We start from the raw sequence: 19,452 nt of genomic DNA, 5'->3' as shown, positions 1-19,452 counted from the left end.
GGGGGGAGGGGGGGGGGCAGGCCGAGGAGCCAGGCGGCGCGGGGCAGGGAGTGGTGGGCGTTGGCGCCGACGACGAGGCGTACGGGGGTGCCTGTGCTCTGGGCGGGTGGGGTTTCGCGGGCGAGGAGCAGGGCGAGTTGGTTGGACTCGGTGCCGCCGGTGGTGACGAGGGCGTCCGCGCCGGGGTGGATGCGGGTGGCGATGGCGCGGGTGACGAGGGCTTCGAGGGCGGAGGCGGCGGGGGCCTGGTCCCAGGAGTCCATGGAGGGGTTGAGCGCGGAGGCGGCGAGGTCCGCGGCGGCGGCGACGGCGAGCGGCGGGCAGTGCAGGTGGGCGGCGCACAGCGGGTCGGCGGGGTCGGCGGCGCCTGCGGCGAGGGTGTGGACGAGGGTGCGCAGGGCCGCTTCGGGGCCGGTGCCGTGCTCGGGCAGGACGGGTTCGGCGGCGGCGCGGACCCTGGCGGTGACGGCGTCGGGGCCGCCGGCGGGGAGGGGGCCGCCCCGGGCCGCCGCCCCGTCGCGCAGGGCGTCGAGGGTGGCCGCGAGCAACGGCCTGAGGGCGTCGGGCCCTTGGGCGCCTCCGGCGAGGGGCGGCGGGGTGCGCGGGGTACTCATCGGGATGCCCTCCGGGTGTGCGTACAGGGGCACCAGCCTGTACGCCACATGAGCGGCGTGCCCGAATACTTCGGCGAACCGAACCCGAAAGTGGTACTGCCGTGCGGAGAAAACGTGTCGGTGCGGGCCGGGGTGCTAGGCGCTCCGGCCGACACGGAGATCTGTCAGGGACGGTGGGGGGGTCAGGAACGGTGGGGGGTCAGGGGCGGAAGTCGCTCTTGTGGTCCTGTGCCCATTGGGCGAAGGTGCGGGCGGGCTTGCCGGTGACGGCTTCGACGGTGTTGGTGATCTCCGGGGCGACACCGACGGATTCGGCGAAGGAGGCGAGGAGGGCGGGGAGCATCTGCGGCGGGACGTGCGGGAAGAGGTCGGGGCCGACTTCCTCGGCCGGTACGTCGATGAAGCGCAGGGTGCGGCCGAGGGTGGCGCCGATGATGTCGATCTGCTCCTCGGTGGTGACGGCCTCGGGTCCGGTGAGGCGGTGGACGGCGCCCTGGTGGCCGTCGTCGAGGAAGGTGCGGGCGGCGACGGCCGCGATGTCGGCCTCGTGGATGGGGGCGGTGACGGCGCCGGGGAAAGGCCCGCGCACGGTGTCGCCGACACGTATCTGGGGCGCCCACTGGAGGGAGTTGGTGGCGAAGGCGTTGGGCCGCAGGAAGGTGTGGGCGAGGCCGCTCGCCGCGACGCTCGCTTCGAGCTGGGCGTGCGCGATGTAGAGGGGGTGGCTGGTGTCGGCGCCGTCCTGGACGATGCCCGAGGACAGGACGGTGACGTGCTGGACACCGCCCGCGCGGGCCGCTTCCAGCAGGGCCTCGGTGTGGGTGCCGCCGGCGCTGAGGTGCAGGAAGAGGCCGGTGGCGCCGTCGAAAAGCGGGGCGAGGTCGGCGGGTTCGGGCTGGTCGCCGGAGAGGTCGAAGCGGGCGACCTGGGCGGCGGCGGGCAGGCCGGCGCGCTCCGGGGAGCGGGTCAGGCCGCGTACGGGGGCCTGTTCGGCGATGAGGTGGGTGACGAGGGCGCGGCCCACGTTTCCGGTGGCTCCGGTGACGACGATCACGGCTGGCTCCTTCTGGTCCTGAGCGTGCGCGCCTGAGACCCGGAGAGCCATGGGGGGCCGGTGGGCGGGGGGCCGGGTGGGCCTGGGCCGGATGGCCCTAGGCCGGATGGCCGATGGCCCGGTAGCCCGACGCCGGGTAACCGACGGCCGGCTGGCCGGAAGCCGGTCAGCCCGACGGCCGAGTGCCCGATGCCGGATTAACAACGGCCGAGTGGCCCGACGCCGGATAACCGACAGCCGAGTAGCCCGACAGCCGAGCGCCCGGAAGCCGGTCACCCCGACGCCGGATATCCGACGGCCGAGTAGCCCGACAGCCGGGTAACCGACGGCCGAGTGGCCGGAAGCCGGTCAGCCCGACGCCGAGTAACCCGACAGCCGAGCGCCCGAAAGCCAGTCACCCCGACGCCGAGTAACCCGACAGCCGAGTACCCGAAAGCCGGTCACCCCGACAACCGAGCAGCCCGACAGCCGAGCGCCCGAAAGCCAGTCACCCCGACGCCGAGTAACCCGACAACCGAGTACCCGAAAGCCAGTCACCCCGACAACCGGGTAACCCAACAGCCGAGTACCCGAAAGGCGGTCACCCCGACAACCGGGTAACCCAACAGCCGAGTACCCCGAAGCCGGTCGTCCCGACAACCCACTGGCCCGCTGGCCCGCTGGCCCGCTGGCCCGCTGGCCCGCTGGCCCTAAGGGTCCTGGTGGCGGCAGCCGTGCCGGCGGTTCCGGCCCGGCTCTTGATCGAGCCTAGGCCGGTACCACCGGGAACCGAATCGTCGTTTGGGACCAGGGGGAGTAGGCCCCCGGACCTACGTCCGCAGACCTCGGTCAGCCCTCGCCCGCGCCCTGGCGGACCCGCAACGCCCTCGCCAGGTCGTCGAGTTGGTCGACGAACTTGCGGCGCAGGGCGGGGACGGGGTCCGCGTCGCGCAGGCACCGCTCGCCCAGCCGGAGCGTCTCGGCGTCGACGAGGGGGGCGGGGAAGGCCCAGCGGCCCACGATGTCGGCGACGGCGGGGCCGCGCCGGGCGGCGACGGTGACGGCGTCCTCGTAGTAGCGCGGGACGTACTCCTGGAGGAGGTCGGCCTGTTCGGGCTGCCAGAAGCCCTGCGCGGTGGCTCTGAGGAGGTAGTTGGACAGTTCGTCGGAGGCGAACATCGCCTCCCACGCGGCCCTCTTCGCGGCGGCGTCGGGCAGCGAGGCCCGGCAGCGGGCGGCGCCTTCCCGGCCGGTGGCGCTCGGGTCCCTGGTCAGCTCGGCGGCGATGGCCGCCTCGTCGGTGGCGTCGAGCACGGCGAGCCGGGCGAGGACGCGCCAGCGCAGCTCGGGGTCGAGTTCGGGGCCGCCGGGCACGGTGCCCTCGGTCAGCCACACCTGGAGGGGTGCGGGCTGGGTGGCGACGTCGATGGCGGTGCGGACCGCGGTGAGACGCAGGCCGGGGTTCGAGCCGTCCTCGGTGCGCCGGATCAGGTCGCGGCAGAGTTCGCCGAGGGCGGCGAGGGCGGCGGGCCGCTCGCCGGGGCCGGTGTAGCGGTCGGCGATGTGGGCGGTGGCGAAGGCGAGTACGCCTTGGACGATGGCGAGGTCGCTCTCCTCGGGGAGGTGGGCGAGGGCCGCCGTCAGGTAGGAGCCGCCGTCGAGTTCGCCGTCGCGGACCATGTCCCGCAGGCTGTTCCACAGGACGGCGCGGGTCAGCGCGTCGGGGACCTGGGAGAGGCCGCGCAGCGCGGTCTCCTGGGAGGTGTCGTCGAGGCGGATCTTGGCGTAGGTGAGGTCCTGGTCGTTGGGGACGATCAGGGCGGGGCGGCCGCCGTCGCGGGGCGGGGCGGTCTCGGTGGCGGGGACGTCGGTTTCGTAGCGCTCGCGCAGGACCAGGGCGGGGGCGCCGGAGAGGTCGCGGTCGTAGACGCCGACGGCGACGCGGTGGGGGCGGCCGCCGTCGGGGGCGCCGGGGCCGGCGTCGCGGTCGAGGGTGAGGGTCCATTCGCGTCCGGCGTGCAGGACCTTCGGGGTGAGGGTGTCGACTCCGGTGGTGCGCAGCCAGGCCTTGGCCCAGGCGTGTACGTCCCGGTCGGTGGCGTGGGCGAGGGAGTCGATGAAGTCGTCGAGGGTGGCGTTGGCGAACTTGTGCCGTGCGATGTGGGTGTTGATGCCGGCGAGGAAGTCCTTCTCGCCGAGCCAGGCGACGAGCTGGCGCAGGGCGCTTGCTCCCTTGGCGTAGGAGATGCCGTCGAAGTTGAGCAGCGCGGACGCGGTGTCGGGCACGGCGTGCGGGTCGGGGGCGACGGGGTGGGTGGAGGGGCGCTGGTCGGCGTCGTATCCCCAGGCCTTGCGGGCGATGCCGAAGGCGGTCCACGGGTCCCTGGAGCGGGTGGTCCCGGCGGTGGCCACCGTGCTCGCCCCCGTGGTGGTCCCGGTGGTGGCCCCCGCGCTGGTCTCGGCGATGGTCTGGAAGCCCATGTACTCGGCGAAGGACTCGTTGAGCCAGATGTCGTCCCACCACCTGAGGGTGACGAGGTCGCCGAACCACATGTGGGCCATCTCGTGGGCGATGGTCATGGCGCGTGACTGGCGCTCGGTGTCGGTGACGGCGGAGCGGAAGAGGTACTCGTCGCGGAAGGTGACGAGCCCGGGGTTCTCCATGGCGCCCTCGTTGAACTCGGGGACGAACGCCTGGTCGTAGGAGTCGAAGGGGTAGGGCTCGTCGAACTTCTCGTGGTAGCGGTCGAAGCAGGCGCGGGTGATGTCGAGGATCTCGTCGGCGTCGGCGTCCATGAAGGGCGCGAGGGAGCGGCGGCAGTGGATGCCGAAGGGCAGTCCGCGGTGTTCGGTGCGCACGGAGTGGTAGGGCCCGGCGGCGACGGCGACGAGGTAGGTGGAGAGGGGCGGGGTGGTGGCGGCCCGCCAGGTGCCGTCGCCCTGGTGTTCGGTGATGCCGTTGGCGAGGACGGTCCAGCCCGCGGGGGCGGTGACGGTCAGCTCGAAGGTGGCCTTCAGGTCGGGCTGGTCGAAGGCGGCGAAGACGCGCTGGACGTTCTCCAGGAACAGCTGGGAGTACGTGTAGGTCTCGCCGTCGCTGGGGTCGGTGAAGCGGTGCATGCCCTCGCCGGTGCGGGAGTAGCGCATCGCGGCGTCCACGCGCAGTTCGTGCTCGCCCGCGGTGAGCGCGTCGAGGGGGAGGCGGTTGTCGACGAGGTCCGCCGGGTCCAGGGGGCGCCCGTCGAGGGTGGCGGAGCGCAGTTCGGCGGGCTTGAGCTCGACGAAGGTGGCGCCGTCGGCGCGGGTGGCGAACCGGATGACGGTACGCGAGTCGAAGGTCTCGCGGGCGGGGTCCGCCGCCTGGGTCAGGTCGAGCTCGACGGTGTACCGGTGGACGTCGATGAGCTGGGCTCGGGTCTGCGCTTCGTCGCGCGTCAGTGCGGGCATGGGGCCATGCTGCCCGATGGCGGTGGCCGCGGTGTAGGACGAAGATCTCCGCGCCGCCGGGGCGGGCTCTAGCAGGACTTCGGCTCTAGGAGGACTTCGCGATCGTCTCGTGGTGGCGGATCACCTCGGCGATGATGAAGTTGAGCAGCTTCTCGGCGAAGGCGGGGTCGAGCTTGGCGCTCTCGGCGAGTTCGCGCAGCCGGGCGATCTGGCGGGCCTCGCGGTCCGGGTCCGCGGGCGGCAGGTGGTGGTTGGCCTTGAGGTGGCCGACCTGCTGGGTGCACTTGAAGCGCTCGGCGAGCATGTGGACGACGGCGGCGTCGATGTTGTCGATGCTGTCGCGCAGCCGGGACAGCTCGGCCCGCACGGCGGCGTCGGAGGCAGGGGACACGGCCGCGTCGGGGGCGGGGAGTGCGCTCGCGTCGGAGGCGGGGACGCCGTTCGCGTCACTGGTGTGGCTGGTGTTCATGGGCCACGAGCCTACGTTGCCGGTTCGGGACCGCCCGCCGCGGAGGAGCGCAGGATCGGCGGGTGCTCGGGGTCCGGTATCTGCTGGGACCAGCCGCCGGGGACGGCCCGGCCCTGTTGTTCGCGGAAGCGGACGGGGGCGGTGCCGACGCGGCGGGTGAAGAGGCGGGAGAAGTAGGCGGGGTCGTCGTAGCCGACGCGGCGGGCGACGGCGGCGACGGGCAGTTCGGTGGCGGCGAGGAGTTCCTTGGCGCGGCCGAGGCGGATGCCGAGGAGGTAGTCCTTGGGGCTGCATCCGGCGCCGCGCCGCACGGCGGTGCGCAGTTCGGCGGGGGTCATGCCGTGCCGGGCGGCGTGTTCGGCGACGGTCAGCGGCCGGAACGCGTCGCGTGCCAGCGCTTGGAGTACGGGGTCGCCGTCGGGGGCGATGTCGGCGCGGGCGCGGCGCAGGGCGACGAGGAGTTCGTGGACGGCGGCGCCGGTCTCGACTTCGAGGAGGGGGTTGCCGCGGCGGGCGGCGCGGGCGATGCGGCCGACGGCTGCCCGGGCGCCCGCCGCGTCGGAGAGCGGCACGACGGGGCGGTGGGGTTCGATGTAGCCGAGTTCGGTGTACGTGGTGGTGGCGGGGCCGGTGAAGTCGACGAAGCACTCGTCCCAGCCGGTGTCGGGGTCGGGCCCGTAGTGGTGGCGTACGCCGGGGGTGAGCCAGATCAGGGCGGGCGCGGTCACCGTCGTGGCTCTGCCGTCGGGGCCGCGGAACCAGCCGCCGCCCGCGCTGATGACGACGGCGACGTGGTGGTCGAGGGTGCGGGGGCCGACGGTCGGCAGGAGGCCGTGCTGGAGGCCGACGCCGAGGCAGGCGAGGCCGAGCCGGTGGTGGGTCGGGCTGGGAGTGAAATACCGCATCCAGGTGTGGTACAACCGCATGCCCCTTCCGGTGCGGGCCGCGCCGGCCCGCTCGCTGCGTCCAACGGGACCCGATCTTTGTCCATGGACCCCGCCGCCCGCCAGAGGTGATCGTGGGCGTGCGGTACGGAGGCGGGCGGGACGGAGGGGGACGCGATGGGCGCATTCAGGGTCGGCGAGGACGATTTCGAGCTGGAGGGGCGTCCGGTGCGGCTGCTCTCCGGCGCGCTGCACTACTTCAGGGTGCACGAGGAGCAGTGGGGTCACCGGCTGGCGATGCTGCGCGCGATGGGGCTCAACTGTGTGGAGACGTACGTGCCGTGGAATCTGCACGAGCCGCGTCCCGGCGTGTTCCGTGACGTGTCGGCGCTCGGTCGTTTCCTGGACGCGGCGCGGGCGGCGGGTCTGTGGGCGATCGTCCGCCCGGGGCCCTACATCTGCGCGGAGTGGGAGAACGGCGGGTTGCCGCACTGGCTGACGGGTGCGCTGGGAGCGCGGGTGCGCACGCGTGACGGGGCGTATCTGGCGCATGTGGAGCGCTGGTTCGGGCGGCTGCTGCGGGAGGTCGTGCCGCGCCAGTACGGCGGCCCCGAGGGCGGTTGCGTGATCATGGTGCAGGTCGAGAACGAGTACGGCAGCTACGGCTCGGACCAGGTGTATCTGCGCAGGCTGGCCGCTCTGCTACGTGCCGAGGGTGTGCGGGTGCCGCTGTGCACCTCGGACGGGCCCGAGGACCACATGCTGACCGGTGGCTCGATCCCGGGGGTCCTCGCGACGGCGAACTTCGGGTCGGGGGCGCGGTCGGGCTTCGGGACGCTGCGCGCGCACCGGCCGAAGGGGCCGCTGATGTGCATGGAGTTCTGGTGCGGCTGGTTCGACCACTGGGGTGCGGACCATTGCGTACGGGACGCCGAGGACGCGGCGGCGGCGCTGCGGGAGATTCTGGAGTGCGGGGCGTCGGTGAACATCTATATGACGCACGGCGGTTCGAACTTCGCGGGCTGGGCGGGCGCGAACCGGGGCGGGGGCGCTCTGCACGACGGGCCGCTGGAGCCGGACGTGACGTCGTACGACTATGACGCGCCGATCGACGAGTCCGGGCGTGCGACGGCGAAGTTCTGGCGCTTCAGGGAGGTCCTCGCCCCGTACGCGTCCGGGCCGCTGCCCGAGCCGCCCCCTCCCCCGCCGGCCCTCGGTGCCCGCGTGTCGGCGGTGCTCACCGACTGGTCGCCGCTGGACACGGTCCTGGAGCGGCTGGGCACCCCGGAGGCGGAATACGCCGTACCGCCCTCCTTCGAAGAGCTGGACGTGGACCGCGGCCTGGTGCGCTACACCGTGACGGTGCCGGGCCCGCGCGGGCCGTATCCGTTGAGTGTGCGGGGGCTTCGCGATCTGGCGGTCGTGTACGTGGACGGGGAGCGGGCCGGTGTCCTGACCGAGGACGCGCCCGTGCTGGAGACCCCGGTGGCCGGGCACGCGCGCGTGGAGCTGTGGGTGGAGTCGCTGGGCCGGGTCAACTACGGGCCGCGCACGGGTGAGACCAAGGGGGTCACCGGAGGGATCCTCCACGAGCGGCAGTATCTGCACGGGGTGCGGGCGCGGGGTCTGCGGCTCGACGCGTTCGACGTGCCGTCGGCGGTACGGGGGATCCCCGCGACCGGCGCCGCGGAGGGCCGCCCCGGCCTGTACCGGGGCACGGTCGAGATCACCGCCCCCGGCGACGCGACCCTCGAACTCCCCGGCTGGACCCGGGGCTTCGTCTGGCTGAACGGCTTCAACCTGGGCCGCTACTGGTCGATCGGCCCGCAGCGGACGCTGTACGTGCCGGGTCCCGTGCTGCGGGAGGGCAGCAACGAGGTGTGGGTGCTTGAGCTGGAGGGGACGGCCGGGGCGGCACTCACCCTGTCCTGAGGGCCTGGGCCGCCCCCTCAGAGGTCTCAGACCTCGCTCACCTCGAACGCGTCGAGCACGAACTCCGCGGTGCCGTCGTCGCCGGTCTTGCGCAGGCCGACCCAGGCCTCTCCCTCGGCGGGTGCCGTGAACTCGTAGGTGAGGGTGGTGGGCGCGGTGGTGGCGGGGAGTTCCGCGCGGTCCGTCTCGCGGGGGTCGGGGGCGTCGACGGCGGTGATCCAGGCGTACTGGCCCGCCTTCTCGTTCTCGTAGCGGAAGGAGACGCGGTAGCGCCTGCCCGGGGTGAAGCGGACGGTGTGCGGCACGGTGCGGTAGACGAGGCCGGTGTTCTCGCCGCGGGACTTCAGGGAGTTGGTGCCGTCGATGACGTCGTCGATCGCCTTGCCGTTCCAGCCGCGCTGGGTGTACGGGGCGTGGCGCTGGGCGATGTGGGTGCGCGGGTCGGTGACGCCGCCCGCGTCGCCCTTCACGAAGGGCCCCCAGCCCTGCGGGACGTGCTCGAAATCCTCGTGGACGAGGGTGTTGCGGGGCCGCTTGACGGGGTGGGCCGCGACGACGCGTACGTTGTCGAAGCGCACGCGCGCGTGGCCCGCCTCGGCGCGCAGGGTCAGCTCGGCGGTGCCACCGCCCTCGGGGACGGTGAAGTGCGTGAACATGCGCTGGAAGCGGGTGCCGTGCTTGCGGTCGGCGGCGACGTGGTTGCCCGCGGTGGAGGTGTGGGTGAAGTTGGCCGCGGTGACGCCGTCGGGGGTGCGCACCTCCAGGGAGGCCTTGCGCCGCTCCCCCGCCCGCTCGCCGACCTCGACCTGGACGGACGCGACGTAGGTGCCTGCCTTGAGGCGGGCGAGCCGCTGTCCTACGGAGGCGGCGGCGCCCGCGCCGATGACCAGCTCGTGATCGCCGAGCGCGCCGCGTTTCACGGTGGCGGGCCCGCTGACCTTCCAGCCCTTCAGGGAGCCGGAGTGGAAGCCGGGGTCGTGCAGTGCGGTGCCCTGCCCCCACTTCGGGTCCGGCAGCGCGGCCGCGCGCTCGCGGTAGAGGACGTAGGGCTGTTTCGGCTCGGCCTCGATGGTGACTTTTCCGCTCGCTACGGAGACGTACGACTCGAAGACGCGCCCCTGGTCGGTGAGCCGGTACAGGGCGACGCGGGAGCGGGTCGCCCACGCGCGCGGGAGCCGCCAGGTGCTGGCGCCGCCGGTGGGGTTGTAGTGGTACAGCTTGGCGGGGTCGGTGGCCTTGCGGGGCTCCCAGGGCAGGAGGTATCGGCCGTCCTCGTAGACGAGGTGTCCGTCGGTGGTGATGCGCCGCTTGCCTTCGGAGGCGTCGGTGACGGCGGTCCGCGTGGGGCCGAAGAAGGTGATCTCGTGCTCGTCCCAGGTCTTGATGGGGTACGCCTGGAGGTACTTGGCGGGCAGCGAGTGGGTCCAGATCAGGTCGTAGAAGGCGTGCCAGTCGGTCTTGCCGACCCAGCCCTCGAAGTTGCCCATGCGGGCGATGCCGAGGAGGGTGGGCCACTTGTCGGCGAAGACGTCCTTCTGGTGGTTGCGGATGAAGCGGATGAGGCGGGAGTTGATGCCGCGCGAGGTGTCGCCGCCGTAGTCGGGTTCGGTGGCCCAGTGCGACCAGATCGCGGAGCGTTCGAGGCCGTGGCCCCATTCGGTGGTGACGATCCAGCCCTGTTCGCGCAGGGCCCGCTGGAGGCGGTCGGAGGTCCAGCCCGAGTCGCGGAAGACGTCGATGTAGAGGGTGTTCAGGCCGTGGCCGGTCTGGGCGCGCAGGTCGGCGAAGCGCTGGACGATGTCTCCGGAGACCAGGTCGCGGCGCTGGTCGATGCGGTAGCTCTGGTCGAGCCAGTCCCACTGCTCGTCGGTCTTGTCGACGAGCTTCTCCGAGAAGGCGTTCGCGACGGGGTAGGACTCGGTGGCGTTGACGTGCACGCCGAAGTCGCTGTGCCACTTCCTGCCCTCGCGGACGAGGGTGTTGAGGTCGTCGAGGCCGCCCGCGCGCGTGTTGTAGTTGTTCGCGTAGTCGGGGTGGGCGGAGTCGTGGCCCTCGGACTGGTAGCCCTTCAGGAGCGTGTACTGGCGCAGTCCGTCGGTGGCCAGGTGGATCCGCTTGACGTGGTCGAGGGTGGTGAGGAACGGATTGGTGGCCTGCGAGGCGAAGTTGAAGGGGATGTGCGGGACGACCCGCAGATGCTGTTCGTCGGCGCCGAGGGGGGTCACCATGATGTCGCGGAAGGCGATGGCGGCGTCCTGCCAGTCGACCTTGCCGTCGCCGTTGCGGTCGCCGGTGATGACGACGGTGGCGTACGGGAGGGGTTCGGTGGCGTCGAGGGGCGCGGTCGCTGCGCGGTGGGTCCACTGCCCCGGGGTGAGGCGGGCCTCTACGTAGTCGGCCGTTCGCACTGTCTCGCGCCACAGGCGGCCGTTGTCCCAGGTGGTGCCTGCCTGGGAGGTGGGCTTGTCGTAGACGGTGTTCGTCTCGACGGCTCCGCCCAGGGTGTCGTGCGCGACGACGGCGTACGCGCATCCGACGGGCGCCTCGGCGGGCGTGTCCTTGTCCGGCCGGACCAGGGTGTCGCCGCTCTTGGCCTGGTCGAGCTGCACCCGGGCGGCGAGGAGTGCGGCACCGGGCTGGTCGTCGCGCACGGAGAGCAGGGCGAGGCCGGGAACGCGCAGGGTGCCGACCCGCAGCGCGTCGGTGTCGGCGATCCTCGTGACGCGCCAGTGGACCTGGCGGCCTTCGACCGCGATCTCGGCGTCGATCCGGGTGCCGCCGTCGAAGGCGAGTACGTACGTGATGCGGGACCGGCCCGCTCTCGCGGTGACCTTCGGAGTGTGCGCGCTCTCGTCGATGAGGACGGTGGTGACGGCGTCCCGGCGGCCGTGCAGGACGGCGCCGCTCGCGCGGTCGGTGTACGAGACGACGCGCGGGAAGCCGGTGGCGACGCGGACGTCCAGGTGGGCGGAGCGCAGGGTCACCTCGTCCGCGAGGGGTTCGGCGGTGGTGCCGAGGGCAGTGGCGGCGTGGGCCGTGGCGGCGTGGGCGGACGCGGTGGAGCCCACTCCGAGGGCGGCTCCCACCCCGGCGATCGCCCCGGTGGCGACCACGGCTCGGCGGCTCGGCCCGGACGTGTCTGACGGCGGCATGCGGCACCCCTCCACGGGTCGGTTCTCGGTGCCGATCACGATGCGCCGGGCGGGGCTGATGCGCCTATGGACAAAGCGGTGACGGGTGTTGGACTTACCGTCGGGAGCCGGGGCCGCCCCACGCGGCAGCGGGCCTCCCCCGTGCCGAAGCGGCCTGCCCATGCCGAAGCGGGCCTCCCCATGCCGAAGCGGGGCGCCCACCAGCGTGGGCGCCCCGCTTCGGTGCCGCGGGACGTCAGAGTCCCGCCGCCGCCCTCTCTATGTCCGTGGCGAACGTCGACACCTCGGTGTAGACGCCGGGGAACTTCGGCCGAGCGCAGCCGTTGCCCCAGCTGACCACGCCGACCTGGATGTACGCGCCGGCCTCGTCCTTACGGAACATGGGGCCGCCCGAGTCGCCCTGGCAGGTGTCGATGCCGCCCTGGGCGAGGTTGCCGGCGCATATCTCCTCGCCGGGCGTGAGGTCGGCGCCGTACGCGGCCTTGCAGTCGGCGTCGCTGACGAACGGCACGGTCGCCTTGAGGAGGTAGCGCTGCTGGGCGCCGCCTTCCCGGTCGGCGCCCCAGCCCGCGACGGTGAAGTTGCCGTTGTTGTACTTGGTGTCCTTGGCGATCTTCAGCGTGGGCAGGTCGATGGGCTTCGCCAGCTTGATGAGCGCCCAGTCCTTGCCCTTGCCGTTGTAGCCGGGGGCCTGGAGGACCTTGGTGGACTTGACCTTGATCGCGGAGGAGCTGCGCAGGTCGACGACGCCCGCGGTGGCGGTGATGCTGGTGTTGTTGCCGGAGCCGTCCACGCAGTGGGCGGCGGTCAGCACGATGTTCTTGGCGTACAGGGAGCCGCCGCAGCCCATCGACAGACGGACCATGAACGGGAACTCGCCCTGCTTGGCGGTGGTCCCTCCGACGATACGCTCGCTCGGCTGGGGGGCCGGGTCGGGGGCGGCGGACGCGGCCACCGGCTGGAGGCTGAGGGTGGCGAGCGCGATCGTGCCGAGGGTGGCGGCTCTCTTGACGCCACGCAGCTTGGTCTTCAATTGTCTGCCCTTCGTGGGGGGTTGTTGGGGCATGCAAGGGACCCCGCCGGCCGCACGGATCGCCCGGATGGCATGAGCCCGACAAAGCGTTGCCCCGGATTATGGAGATCGGTGTCCGCTCAAGGCAAGGGGCTATTTCCGGCCAGGACATGCCGCACGAGCCGCTCCCCTCGCCGCCACCGGCCGTACAGTGGAGCCGAGTTGCGGTGTCCCGATGGCTGACATCAGGGGGTGCGGGCGTGACGGTCGGCGGCGGACCTGTCGTGCACGGCTACCCCCATCTGGAGACCGTGCGCGCCGCCATCACCGCGCTCTACAAACGCCTCTCGTACGACACGGTCCACGCCTTCGACACCAGCGTCGCCCCCGTCGACGTGGCCTTCGGCGACCAGGACGACCTCTATCCGGGTGTGCAGCGGGTGGCCCGCGCGATGGTGCGGCACCTGCGGCTGCCCGACGCCCGCGTGATCGTCAGCTTCCGCGCGATGGAACACGCCGCGTCCGTCGAACTGGCCGCGGGCCCCGAGTACTTCATCGAGCTGAACGACCGTTTCCGCACCCATCGGCGGGACATCGGGGCGGCGCTCGCCCACGAAGTCATGCACGTGTATCTGCACCGGCTCGACCTGTCGTTCCCCGGCACCCGCGACAACGAGATCCTCACCGACACGGCCGCCGCGTACCTGGGCGCGGGCTGGCTGCTCCTCGACGCCTACCGCGAGGACGGCGCCTCCTCGCAGAAGCTCGGCTACCTCACGCCGGAGGAGTTCGGCTACGTCCTCGCCAAGCGGGCGCTGGCCTTCGGCGAGGCCCCGGAGACCTGGTTCACCAGCGCGCAGGCGTACACGGCGTACACGAAGGGGCTCGCCCACGCCCGCCGCGACGAACAGCGGCCGCCGCTGACGGCGGCGGGCCGGGCGGGCAGACGGCGGTACGCGAAGGACCGGCGGTACGCGCGGGAGCACAGCGCGGGGACGCCGCCCGAGGCGGGGACGCGGGACGGGACGTACGCCTTCTCGACCGACGGCCTCGGCGCGCTGCGGGTGTCGTTCCCCTGCCCCACGTGCTGCCAGCGGATCCGTGTGCCGGCCCGCTTCCCCAAGCTCTCGGCTTCGCTCGAGCAGGGGGCGCCCCCATCGCGTTGCCGCCCTCCTCCGCCTTGCATCTCGACGCACCAGACCCCGCTCACCAGAGCAGAAAGGTCACCGCCACCCAAGTACGGCCTGATCCGCCGGACAGGCCCTAGCGCGCTTGGGCTTACGACCAGTGCGAGGGGCGGGTCAGGGAGGCCGGGAGGCGGGTGCGGTCGTCGCCGCGGGCCGCGTTCACCTGTGACTGCGTGAGGAAGAGCGCGCCGGTGAGGTCGGCGCCCCGCAGGTCCGCGTCGCGCAGGTCGGCGCCGATCAGGTCGGCCGTGCGCAGATCGGCGTCGCGCAGGTCGGCCGCTATGAGGTAGGCACCGCGCAGGTTCGCGCCCCTGAGGTCGGCGCCCTTGAGCCGCGCGCCGAAGAGGTCCGCTCCCCTGCGCTCCTTCTTCTTGCCGCCGATGCCCTTGCGTACGAGTTCACTGGTGCGCAGCAGGAGGACGTTGACGTCCTCGCGGTGGGCGGCGACGTCGGTGTCGGTGATCGCCTCGGGGGTGCCCTGGGCCAGTTCCTCGGTCCGGGCGAGGCACCTGCGCAGGTCGGCGCGGATCGGCTCGGTCTGCGGGAGGGTGAGCGCCTCGGTCAGGTACCAGAGCAGTTCGTGGAGTTGCCGCATGATCGGGAACACCGCGAACATCTGCTGGGCGGTGGCCGGATCCTTGCGCCAGTCGCGCCCGCCGAAGGTGCCCTGCGAGACGTGCTGGCCCGCGCCGAAGCAGTCGTACACGGTGCAGCCCCGGAAGCCCTTGTCCCGCAGGTCGCTGTGGATGCCGCAGCGGGAGTCCGGCTGGAGGTTGGCGCAGGGCTTGCCGGCGTCCTTGTCGACGGCGAAGTCCGAGGACGCGGAGAAGGCGAGAGCCACACAGCAGAGCCCGAAGCAGCTGCCGCAGTCGGCACGGAGGCGGGCGGGGTCGCCTTCGAGCGGGATCAACGCGAGGGCCTCGCGCTCCGACGCCATGGGAGGGCTCCTTCTCAGAACTTCGTACGGTGCGAGCGCGTGGACCGACGGCGCAGCTCGCCGCCCTACCTGGCGTGTCCACGCGGGGTAAACGGGTGGGTGGGTGGGGAAGCCCCGCCGCGGAGCGGCGGAGACCCCCCACGGCGGGAGAGCCGAAAGACTACGCCGCCCTGCGGCGGCCCCCCTGGGCGCCGCCACCGGACCCGGACCCGGACCCGGAGCGCCCGCCCCCACGGGGAGCCCGACGCTGCTGTCCCTGCCCGGAGGCACCCGAGGAAGCGCCGCCCCCGCCACGGGGGCGCCGCCGCCGCTGCGAGGAGGCCTGCGCGGGCTGCTGCGGCTGCGGCGTCTCGATGACCACCGGTACGCCCGAGGGCTCCCGCGCGCCGGTGATCCGTACCAGCTCCTCGTCCGAGGAGGAGACCCGCACCGTGCGGGGCTGGATCTCCGCGTCGGACATCAGCCGCGTCATGTCCCGCTTCTCCTCGGGGAGCACGAGGGTGACGACGCTGCCGGACTCACCGGCGCGCGCGGTGCGCCCGCCGCGGTGGAGGTAGTCCTTGTGGTCGGCGGGCGGGTCGATGTTGACGACCAGGTCGAGGTCGTCGACGTGGATGCCGCGCGCCGCCACGTTCGTGGCGACCAGCGCGGTGACCTGGCCGGTCTTGAACTGGTCGAGCGTGCGGTTGCGCTGCGGCTGGGAGCGGCCGCCGTGCAGGCCGGAGGCGCGTACGCCGTTGGCGAGGAGCCGCTTGGTGAAGCGGTCCACGGCACGCTTGGTGTCCAGGAACATGATCACGCGGCCCTCGCGGGCGGCGATCCGCATGGCGACGGCCTTCTTGTCCGTCTCGTCGGCGACGTAGAGGACGTGGTGCTCCATCGTCGTCACCGCGCCCGCGGACGGGTCGACGGAGTGCACGACGGGGTCGGTGAGGAACATCCGGACGAGCCGGTCGATGTTCTTGTCGAGCGTCGCCGAGAACAGCATGGTCTGGCCGCCCCGCTCGACCTGCTTGAGCAGCGCGGTGACCTGCGGCATGAAGCCCATGTCGGCCATCTGGTCGGCCTCGTCGAGGACGGTCGTACGCACCCGGGAGAGGTCGCAGTCGCCGCGCTCGATGAGGTCCTTGAGGCGGCCGGGGGTCGCCACCAGGACCTCGGCGCCGCGGCGGAGCGTCCCGGACTGCCGGGTGATCGACATGCCGCCGACGACGGTGGCCATGCGGAGGTTCACCGACGTCGCGTACGGCGTGAGGGCGTCCGTGACCTGCTGGGCCAGCTCGCGCGTGGGGACCAGGACCATCGCGAGCGGCGACTTCGACTCGGCGCGCTGCCCGGCCGTGCGGGCGAGGAGCGCGAGGCCGAAGGCCAGCGTCTTGCCGGAGCCGGTGCGTCCGCGGCCGAGGATGTCGCGCCCGGCGAGGGAGTTGGGCAGGGTGGCTGCCTGGATCGGGAAGGGGGCGGTGACGCCCTGGGCCGCCAGCGTCTTCAGGAGGGCCTCGGGCATGTCCAGGTCGCCGAAGGCCTCGACGGCGGGCAGCGCGGGCGTGATGCTCTCGGGCAGCGCGAACTCCCCGCCCTGCGCCGGCTTCGGCTTACGGCTTCCGGGCTTCTTCGCGCCGTGCGCGGAGCCCTTCGCCTGACCGGTCGGCCGGCCCTTTCCGGCGGCGTTCACGGGCCGCTTACGGGCAGGGCGTGCGGGGCGGTCGGAGCGGTTCATGCAGTAATGCCTTCCTGGTCGCTGGACTTCCGGACACTGATTCCGGACCTTGGAGCCTGCTGTGCGGCTCTGGGCCCGGTCGGGCCCGATGACAGCGCAAGCCGAGGCCCGCACCTTCCGGTGCGGGCCTCGGCTGTGAGGTTCGCGCGCTGCGGTGATCAGGCAGGAATGATGTTCTCGGCCTGAAGGCCCTTCTGGCCCTGGGTCACCTCGAAGGAAACCTTCTGGCCCTCGAGCAGCTCACGGAAGCCCGAGGACGCGATGTTCGAGTAGTGGGCGAAGACGTCGGGGCCGCCGCCGTCCTGCTCGATGAAGCCGAAGCCCTTTTCCGAGTTAAACCACTTAACGGTGCCGGTTGCCATGTCAATCTCCTCAACAGGGGCAGAGTATGGAAAACCACGGAATTGTGATTTTCCAGCGCCGCAATGACCCCATCCGGAGAGAACCGGAAAAACAATAATGCGCCCTCGGAGCATTCCCGTCAGGCGCACATAAAGTTCATGGGTACCAAAACTGCAACACATAACTTTAACACGGTCGGCGGGGCGGTTGTTCCCGGGCCCACGAGACGTACGCCACGACCCCGGCGACGCCCCTCTCCCCCGCCCCTTGGCGCATGCCCCTTCCCCCTTGCGGGAGACCTCGCTACGTTCCCCTCCCCGATCGGAAGGCGGCCCGATGCGCGTCTCACGCACCCGAACGGCAGCCGGACTCGCGATCTCCTCCCTGGTCCTCGGCGCCCTGCCCGCCTGGACGGCCCACGCCGAGCCCGTGGCGTCCGGCGCTCCCCCGCACGCCTCGCACCAGCCGTACCACCCGGCGGCCACCGGCGCCGCCCGCCACATTCCGCTCCAGGGCGCCGTGAACGTACGCGACGTGGGCGGCTACCGCACCTATGACGGTGAGCGGGTCCGGTTCGGCCAGGTCTTCCGGGCCGACTCCCTCAGCAAGCTCACCGACGCCGACCTCGCCGTGCTCGCCCGGCTCGACCTGAAGCAGGCGGTCGATTTCCGGGTGCCGGCCGAGGTCCAGTACGACGGACCGGACCGGCTGCCCGCGGGGGTCGCCCCCATCGCGCGCCCGATCACCGACAACGGCCTGTTCACCCGGATGCTCACGGCGATCGGCTCCCGGGACCCGGTCAAGCAGGAGGAGATGCTGGGCGGCGGCAGGGCGGCGGCGTTCATGCGGGACGTCTACCGCACCTTCGTCACCGACAGCGCCAATCGCGCGCAGTTCGCGGCGACGCTGCGCGAGATCGCGTTCGGCCGCTCCCCGCTGCTCTACCACTGCACGGCGGGCAAGGACCGCACCGGCTGGGCGACGTATTTGCTGCTGCGGCTCGTCGGCGTGCCCGACAGGACGGCCGTGGACGACTATCTGGCCTCCAACACCTACCGCTCCGCCCACGACGCGCGGCTCCGCGAGGCGCTCAGGCAGAGCGGGACGATGCGGAATCCGGAGCTGATCATCCCGTTGCAGGAGGTACGCACCGACTACCTCGGCGCGGCCCTCGACGAGGCGACCGAGCGGTACGGCGGCCTGCGCGGCTACCTGACCGAGGGCCTCGGCCTGGACGCGGCCACCCTCCTGAAGCTGCGCCACCGCATGGTGGGCTAGCTCGGCTGCTGGAACGCGGGCAGTTCGAAGATCCGCGTCTTGGCCTCGTCGTCCATCAGCTCGATCAGGGGCATGACCAGTTCCCACAGGTCCCGCTTGTCGACCTCCAGGGCGAGTGCGTCCAGGTCGGCGGCGGGCAGGGTGCCCGCGGCGTCGGCGACGATCTTGCGGGAGTCCTCCGGCAGCGCGCCGACCAGGGGCAGGAACTCCGCCCACAGCCCGGTGGCCACCACCGCCCGCACGACCCCGCCCAGGACGTCCGCGCCCCGCAGGGAGGGCAGCGCCGCGACCGTCCTGCGCTCCTGTTCGTCCAGCAGGGCGACCAGCGGCAGCAGGGACTCCCACAGGTCCTGCCCGGCCACCATGGCGACCAGGGAGTCGAGCCGCTCCTCGGGCTGCGCGGCGGCGAGCGAGGCGATGCGGGCCCGCTGCTCCCCCGTCACCATGCCGGCGACGGCCAGCGCCTCGGGCCACAGGCCCGCCGCGGACGCTGAGCCGATCACGGAGGCGAGACGGTCCCGGCCCATCAGCTCGACGATCCGGCCGAGCCGTTCGGGTTCCTCGATCGCGAAGCCCGTCCGCAGGACGGTGGCATCGTCGACCTGCGGCAGGATGCGGCGCAGCGCGGAGTCGGGCAGGTGGCCGACGAAGCGGCCCATGGTGAGGTGGTCGCCGCGTTCGGCGAGGGCCACGGCGACGCGTACGAGGAGGTTCTCGTCGAGCCGGTCGACGATGCCCTGGATCCGCCGGGGGTCGAGGTGTGCGCAGGACTCGGCGGTGAAGGACACCGGCAGTTTTCCGATGATGTCGGCGGCGCGGGCCGGTTCGAGCCGTCCGGCGACGGCGGCGGCCAGGCGCGGGCCGAGCGCCTTCTGCGAGATGGCGGCGGCGACGCCGGCCGGGACGAGCTTGGTGGCGGCCGCGATCCGGTCGAGCATGTCGGGCGCCCGGTCGAAGAGCGCCGCGACGCAACTGGCGCGGAAGCGGCGTACGTCCTCGGCGGGCAGTGTCCGCAGGAAGGCGAGCGTCTCGGGCTCGACGTCCAGGAGGCGGGCGGTCTTGAGGGTCTCGGCCCTGCCGCGCAGCTTGTCCATGCTGAACTCCTCGCTCGCCTCGGCTATCGGAAGAGGATCCGGCGTACGGGGCCGCGGGCCAGGGCGGGCACCAGCTTCAGCGCCTCCTCCGCGGCTTCGCTCAGTCCCGCCGCCCGGCCCTCGCGCTCGCGCTCCAGGGCGTCCGCCAGCGCCGCGAGCTGAGCGGGCGTCAACTGGTCGAAGGACGGGGGTGGTTCGTCCCGCAGCTCTTGGCTCAGGCGCTCTCGCGGGCTCAGGCGCTCCCGCTGACTCAGGCGCTCCCGTCGCTCCCGCTGTTCCGGCGTTTCGGTGCTCACTCCGCCTCCCGGGCTGGGTCCGGGTCCCGAGAGTGGTCCTGAATTGACTTTTAGT

Annotated in this window: 13 protein-coding genes and 2 pseudogenes; 3 read left to right on the top strand and 12 right to left on the bottom strand. The window is 72.5% G+C overall.

Going from position 1 to position 19,452, the window contains the following annotated elements:
- The 5 genes and pseudogenes from IG54_RS0135205 to IG54_RS0135185 form a co-directional block, all read right to left on the bottom strand.
- Window positions 1–614, bottom strand: a pseudogene (locus IG54_RS0135205) (aspartate aminotransferase family protein); the annotation flags it as partial.
- A 199-nt stretch (window positions 615–813) separates the two neighbouring features.
- Window positions 814–1,668 (bottom strand): NAD(P)H-binding protein, encoded by an 855-nt coding sequence (locus IG54_RS0135200; protein ID WP_030794494.1) that lies wholly within the window; start codon window positions 1,666–1,668, stop codon window positions 814–816.
- Between the two features lie 828 nt (window positions 1,669–2,496).
- Window positions 2,497–5,094 carry an aminopeptidase N gene (pepN, locus tag IG54_RS0135195; protein ID WP_030794491.1) on the bottom strand — a complete coding sequence of 866 codons (2,598 nt, stop codon included), beginning with the start codon at window positions 5,092–5,094 and terminating at the stop codon, window positions 2,497–2,499.
- 85 nt (window positions 5,095–5,179) lie between these two features.
- Window positions 5,180–5,563 (bottom strand): chorismate mutase, encoded by a 384-nt coding sequence (locus IG54_RS38725; protein ID WP_030794488.1) that lies wholly within the window; start codon window positions 5,561–5,563, stop codon window positions 5,180–5,182.
- 11 nt (window positions 5,564–5,574) lie between these two features.
- Window positions 5,575–6,483, bottom strand: a complete 909-nt coding sequence (locus tag IG54_RS0135185) for a helix-turn-helix domain-containing protein (RefSeq protein WP_030794485.1) — start codon at window positions 6,481–6,483, stop codon at window positions 5,575–5,577.
- A gap of 141 nt (window positions 6,484–6,624) precedes the next feature.
- Between IG54_RS0135185 and IG54_RS0135180 the strand changes: the two genes are divergently transcribed.
- On the top strand, window positions 6,625–8,379 hold the full coding sequence (locus tag IG54_RS0135180; protein WP_030794482.1) for a glycoside hydrolase family 35 protein: 1,755 nt from the start codon (window positions 6,625–6,627) through the stop codon (window positions 8,377–8,379).
- A gap of 26 nt (window positions 8,380–8,405) precedes the next feature.
- On the opposite strand, the gene IG54_RS0135175 is transcribed toward IG54_RS0135180, so the two are convergent.
- Window positions 8,406–11,531, bottom strand: a complete 3,126-nt coding sequence (locus IG54_RS0135175) for an endo-alpha-N-acetylgalactosaminidase family protein (protein ID WP_030794479.1) — start codon at window positions 11,529–11,531, stop codon at window positions 8,406–8,408.
- Window positions 11,532–11,766: 235 nt separating this feature from the next.
- Window positions 11,767–12,564, bottom strand: a complete 798-nt coding sequence (locus tag IG54_RS0135170) for a S1 family peptidase (protein ID WP_030794476.1) — start codon at window positions 12,562–12,564, stop codon at window positions 11,767–11,769.
- 239 nt (window positions 12,565–12,803) lie between these two features.
- Here IG54_RS0135170 and IG54_RS0135165 point away from each other — a divergent pair.
- Window positions 12,804–13,658: pseudogene (locus IG54_RS0135165) on the top strand (hypothetical protein); the annotation flags it as partial.
- A 163-nt stretch (window positions 13,659–13,821) separates the two neighbouring features.
- Here the strand turns inward: IG54_RS0135165 and IG54_RS0135160 are convergent.
- From IG54_RS0135160 to IG54_RS0135150, 3 genes are all read right to left on the bottom strand, one after another.
- Window positions 13,822–14,667, bottom strand: a complete 846-nt coding sequence (locus IG54_RS0135160) for a pentapeptide repeat-containing protein (protein ID WP_030794470.1) — start codon at window positions 14,665–14,667, stop codon at window positions 13,822–13,824.
- 160 nt (window positions 14,668–14,827) lie between these two features.
- A complete protein-coding gene (locus tag IG54_RS0135155; RefSeq protein ID WP_030794467.1) occupies window positions 14,828–16,387 on the bottom strand; it encodes a DEAD/DEAH box helicase in 1,560 nt (519 codons plus the stop codon).
- A gap of 158 nt (window positions 16,388–16,545) precedes the next feature.
- Window positions 16,546–16,749 (bottom strand): cold-shock protein, encoded by a 204-nt coding sequence (locus tag IG54_RS0135150; protein ID WP_030794464.1) that lies wholly within the window; start codon window positions 16,747–16,749, stop codon window positions 16,546–16,548.
- A gap of 316 nt (window positions 16,750–17,065) precedes the next feature.
- Between IG54_RS0135150 and IG54_RS0135145 the strand changes: the two genes are divergently transcribed.
- Complete coding sequence (locus IG54_RS0135145) at window positions 17,066–18,007, top strand: tyrosine-protein phosphatase (RefSeq protein ID WP_030794462.1); 942 nt, start codon at window positions 17,066–17,068, stop codon at window positions 18,005–18,007.
- Here IG54_RS0135145 and IG54_RS0135140 read toward each other — a convergent pair.
- Together IG54_RS0135140 and IG54_RS0135135 are read right to left on the bottom strand one after the other, a co-directional pair.
- The gene (locus tag IG54_RS0135140) at window positions 18,004–19,101 is read right to left on the bottom strand and encodes a hypothetical protein (protein ID WP_030794459.1); all 1,098 of its coding nucleotides are present in this window, start codon (window positions 19,099–19,101) and stop codon (window positions 18,004–18,006) included. The genes IG54_RS0135145 and IG54_RS0135140 overlap by 4 nt on opposite strands.
- 23 nt (window positions 19,102–19,124) lie before the next feature.
- Window positions 19,125–19,397 (bottom strand): hypothetical protein, encoded by a 273-nt coding sequence (locus tag IG54_RS0135135; RefSeq protein WP_234336466.1) that lies wholly within the window; start codon window positions 19,395–19,397, stop codon window positions 19,125–19,127.
- Window positions 19,398–19,452 lie beyond the last annotated feature (55 nt).

The organism is Streptomyces sp. NRRL S-920 (genome assembly GCF_000717945.1).
In the GTDB taxonomy this organism is placed as follows: domain Bacteria; phylum Actinomycetota; class Actinomycetes; order Streptomycetales; family Streptomycetaceae; genus Streptomyces; species Streptomyces alboniger.
Note: the sequence above shows the minus strand (reverse complement) of the source record. Positions and strands in the feature narration are given on the sequence as shown.

Coding starts and splice junctions, on each gene's coding strand:
- pepN (WP_030794491.1), bottom strand. CDS start 5,094: ATGCCCGCACTGACGCGCGACGAAGCGCAGACCCGAGCCCAGCTCATC.
- IG54_RS38725 (WP_030794488.1), bottom strand. CDS start 5,563: ATGAACACCAGCCACACCAGTGACGCGAACGGCGTCCCCGCCTCCGAC.
- IG54_RS0135180 (WP_030794482.1), top strand. CDS start 6,625: ATGGGCGCATTCAGGGTCGGCGAGGACGATTTCGAGCTGGAGGGGCGT.
- IG54_RS0135175 (WP_030794479.1), bottom strand. CDS start 11,531: ATGCCGCCGTCAGACACGTCCGGGCCGAGCCGCCGAGCCGTGGTCGCC.
- IG54_RS0135160 (WP_030794470.1), bottom strand. CDS start 14,667: ATGGCGTCGGAGCGCGAGGCCCTCGCGTTGATCCCGCTCGAAGGCGAC.
- IG54_RS0135155 (WP_030794467.1), bottom strand. CDS start 16,387: ATGAACCGCTCCGACCGCCCCGCACGCCCTGCCCGTAAGCGGCCCGTG.
- IG54_RS0135150 (WP_030794464.1), bottom strand. CDS start 16,749: ATGGCAACCGGCACCGTTAAGTGGTTTAACTCGGAAAAGGGCTTCGGC.
- IG54_RS0135145 (WP_030794462.1), top strand. CDS start 17,066: ATGCGCGTCTCACGCACCCGAACGGCAGCCGGACTCGCGATCTCCTCC.
- IG54_RS0135140 (WP_030794459.1), bottom strand. CDS start 19,101: ATGGACAAGCTGCGCGGCAGGGCCGAGACCCTCAAGACCGCCCGCCTC.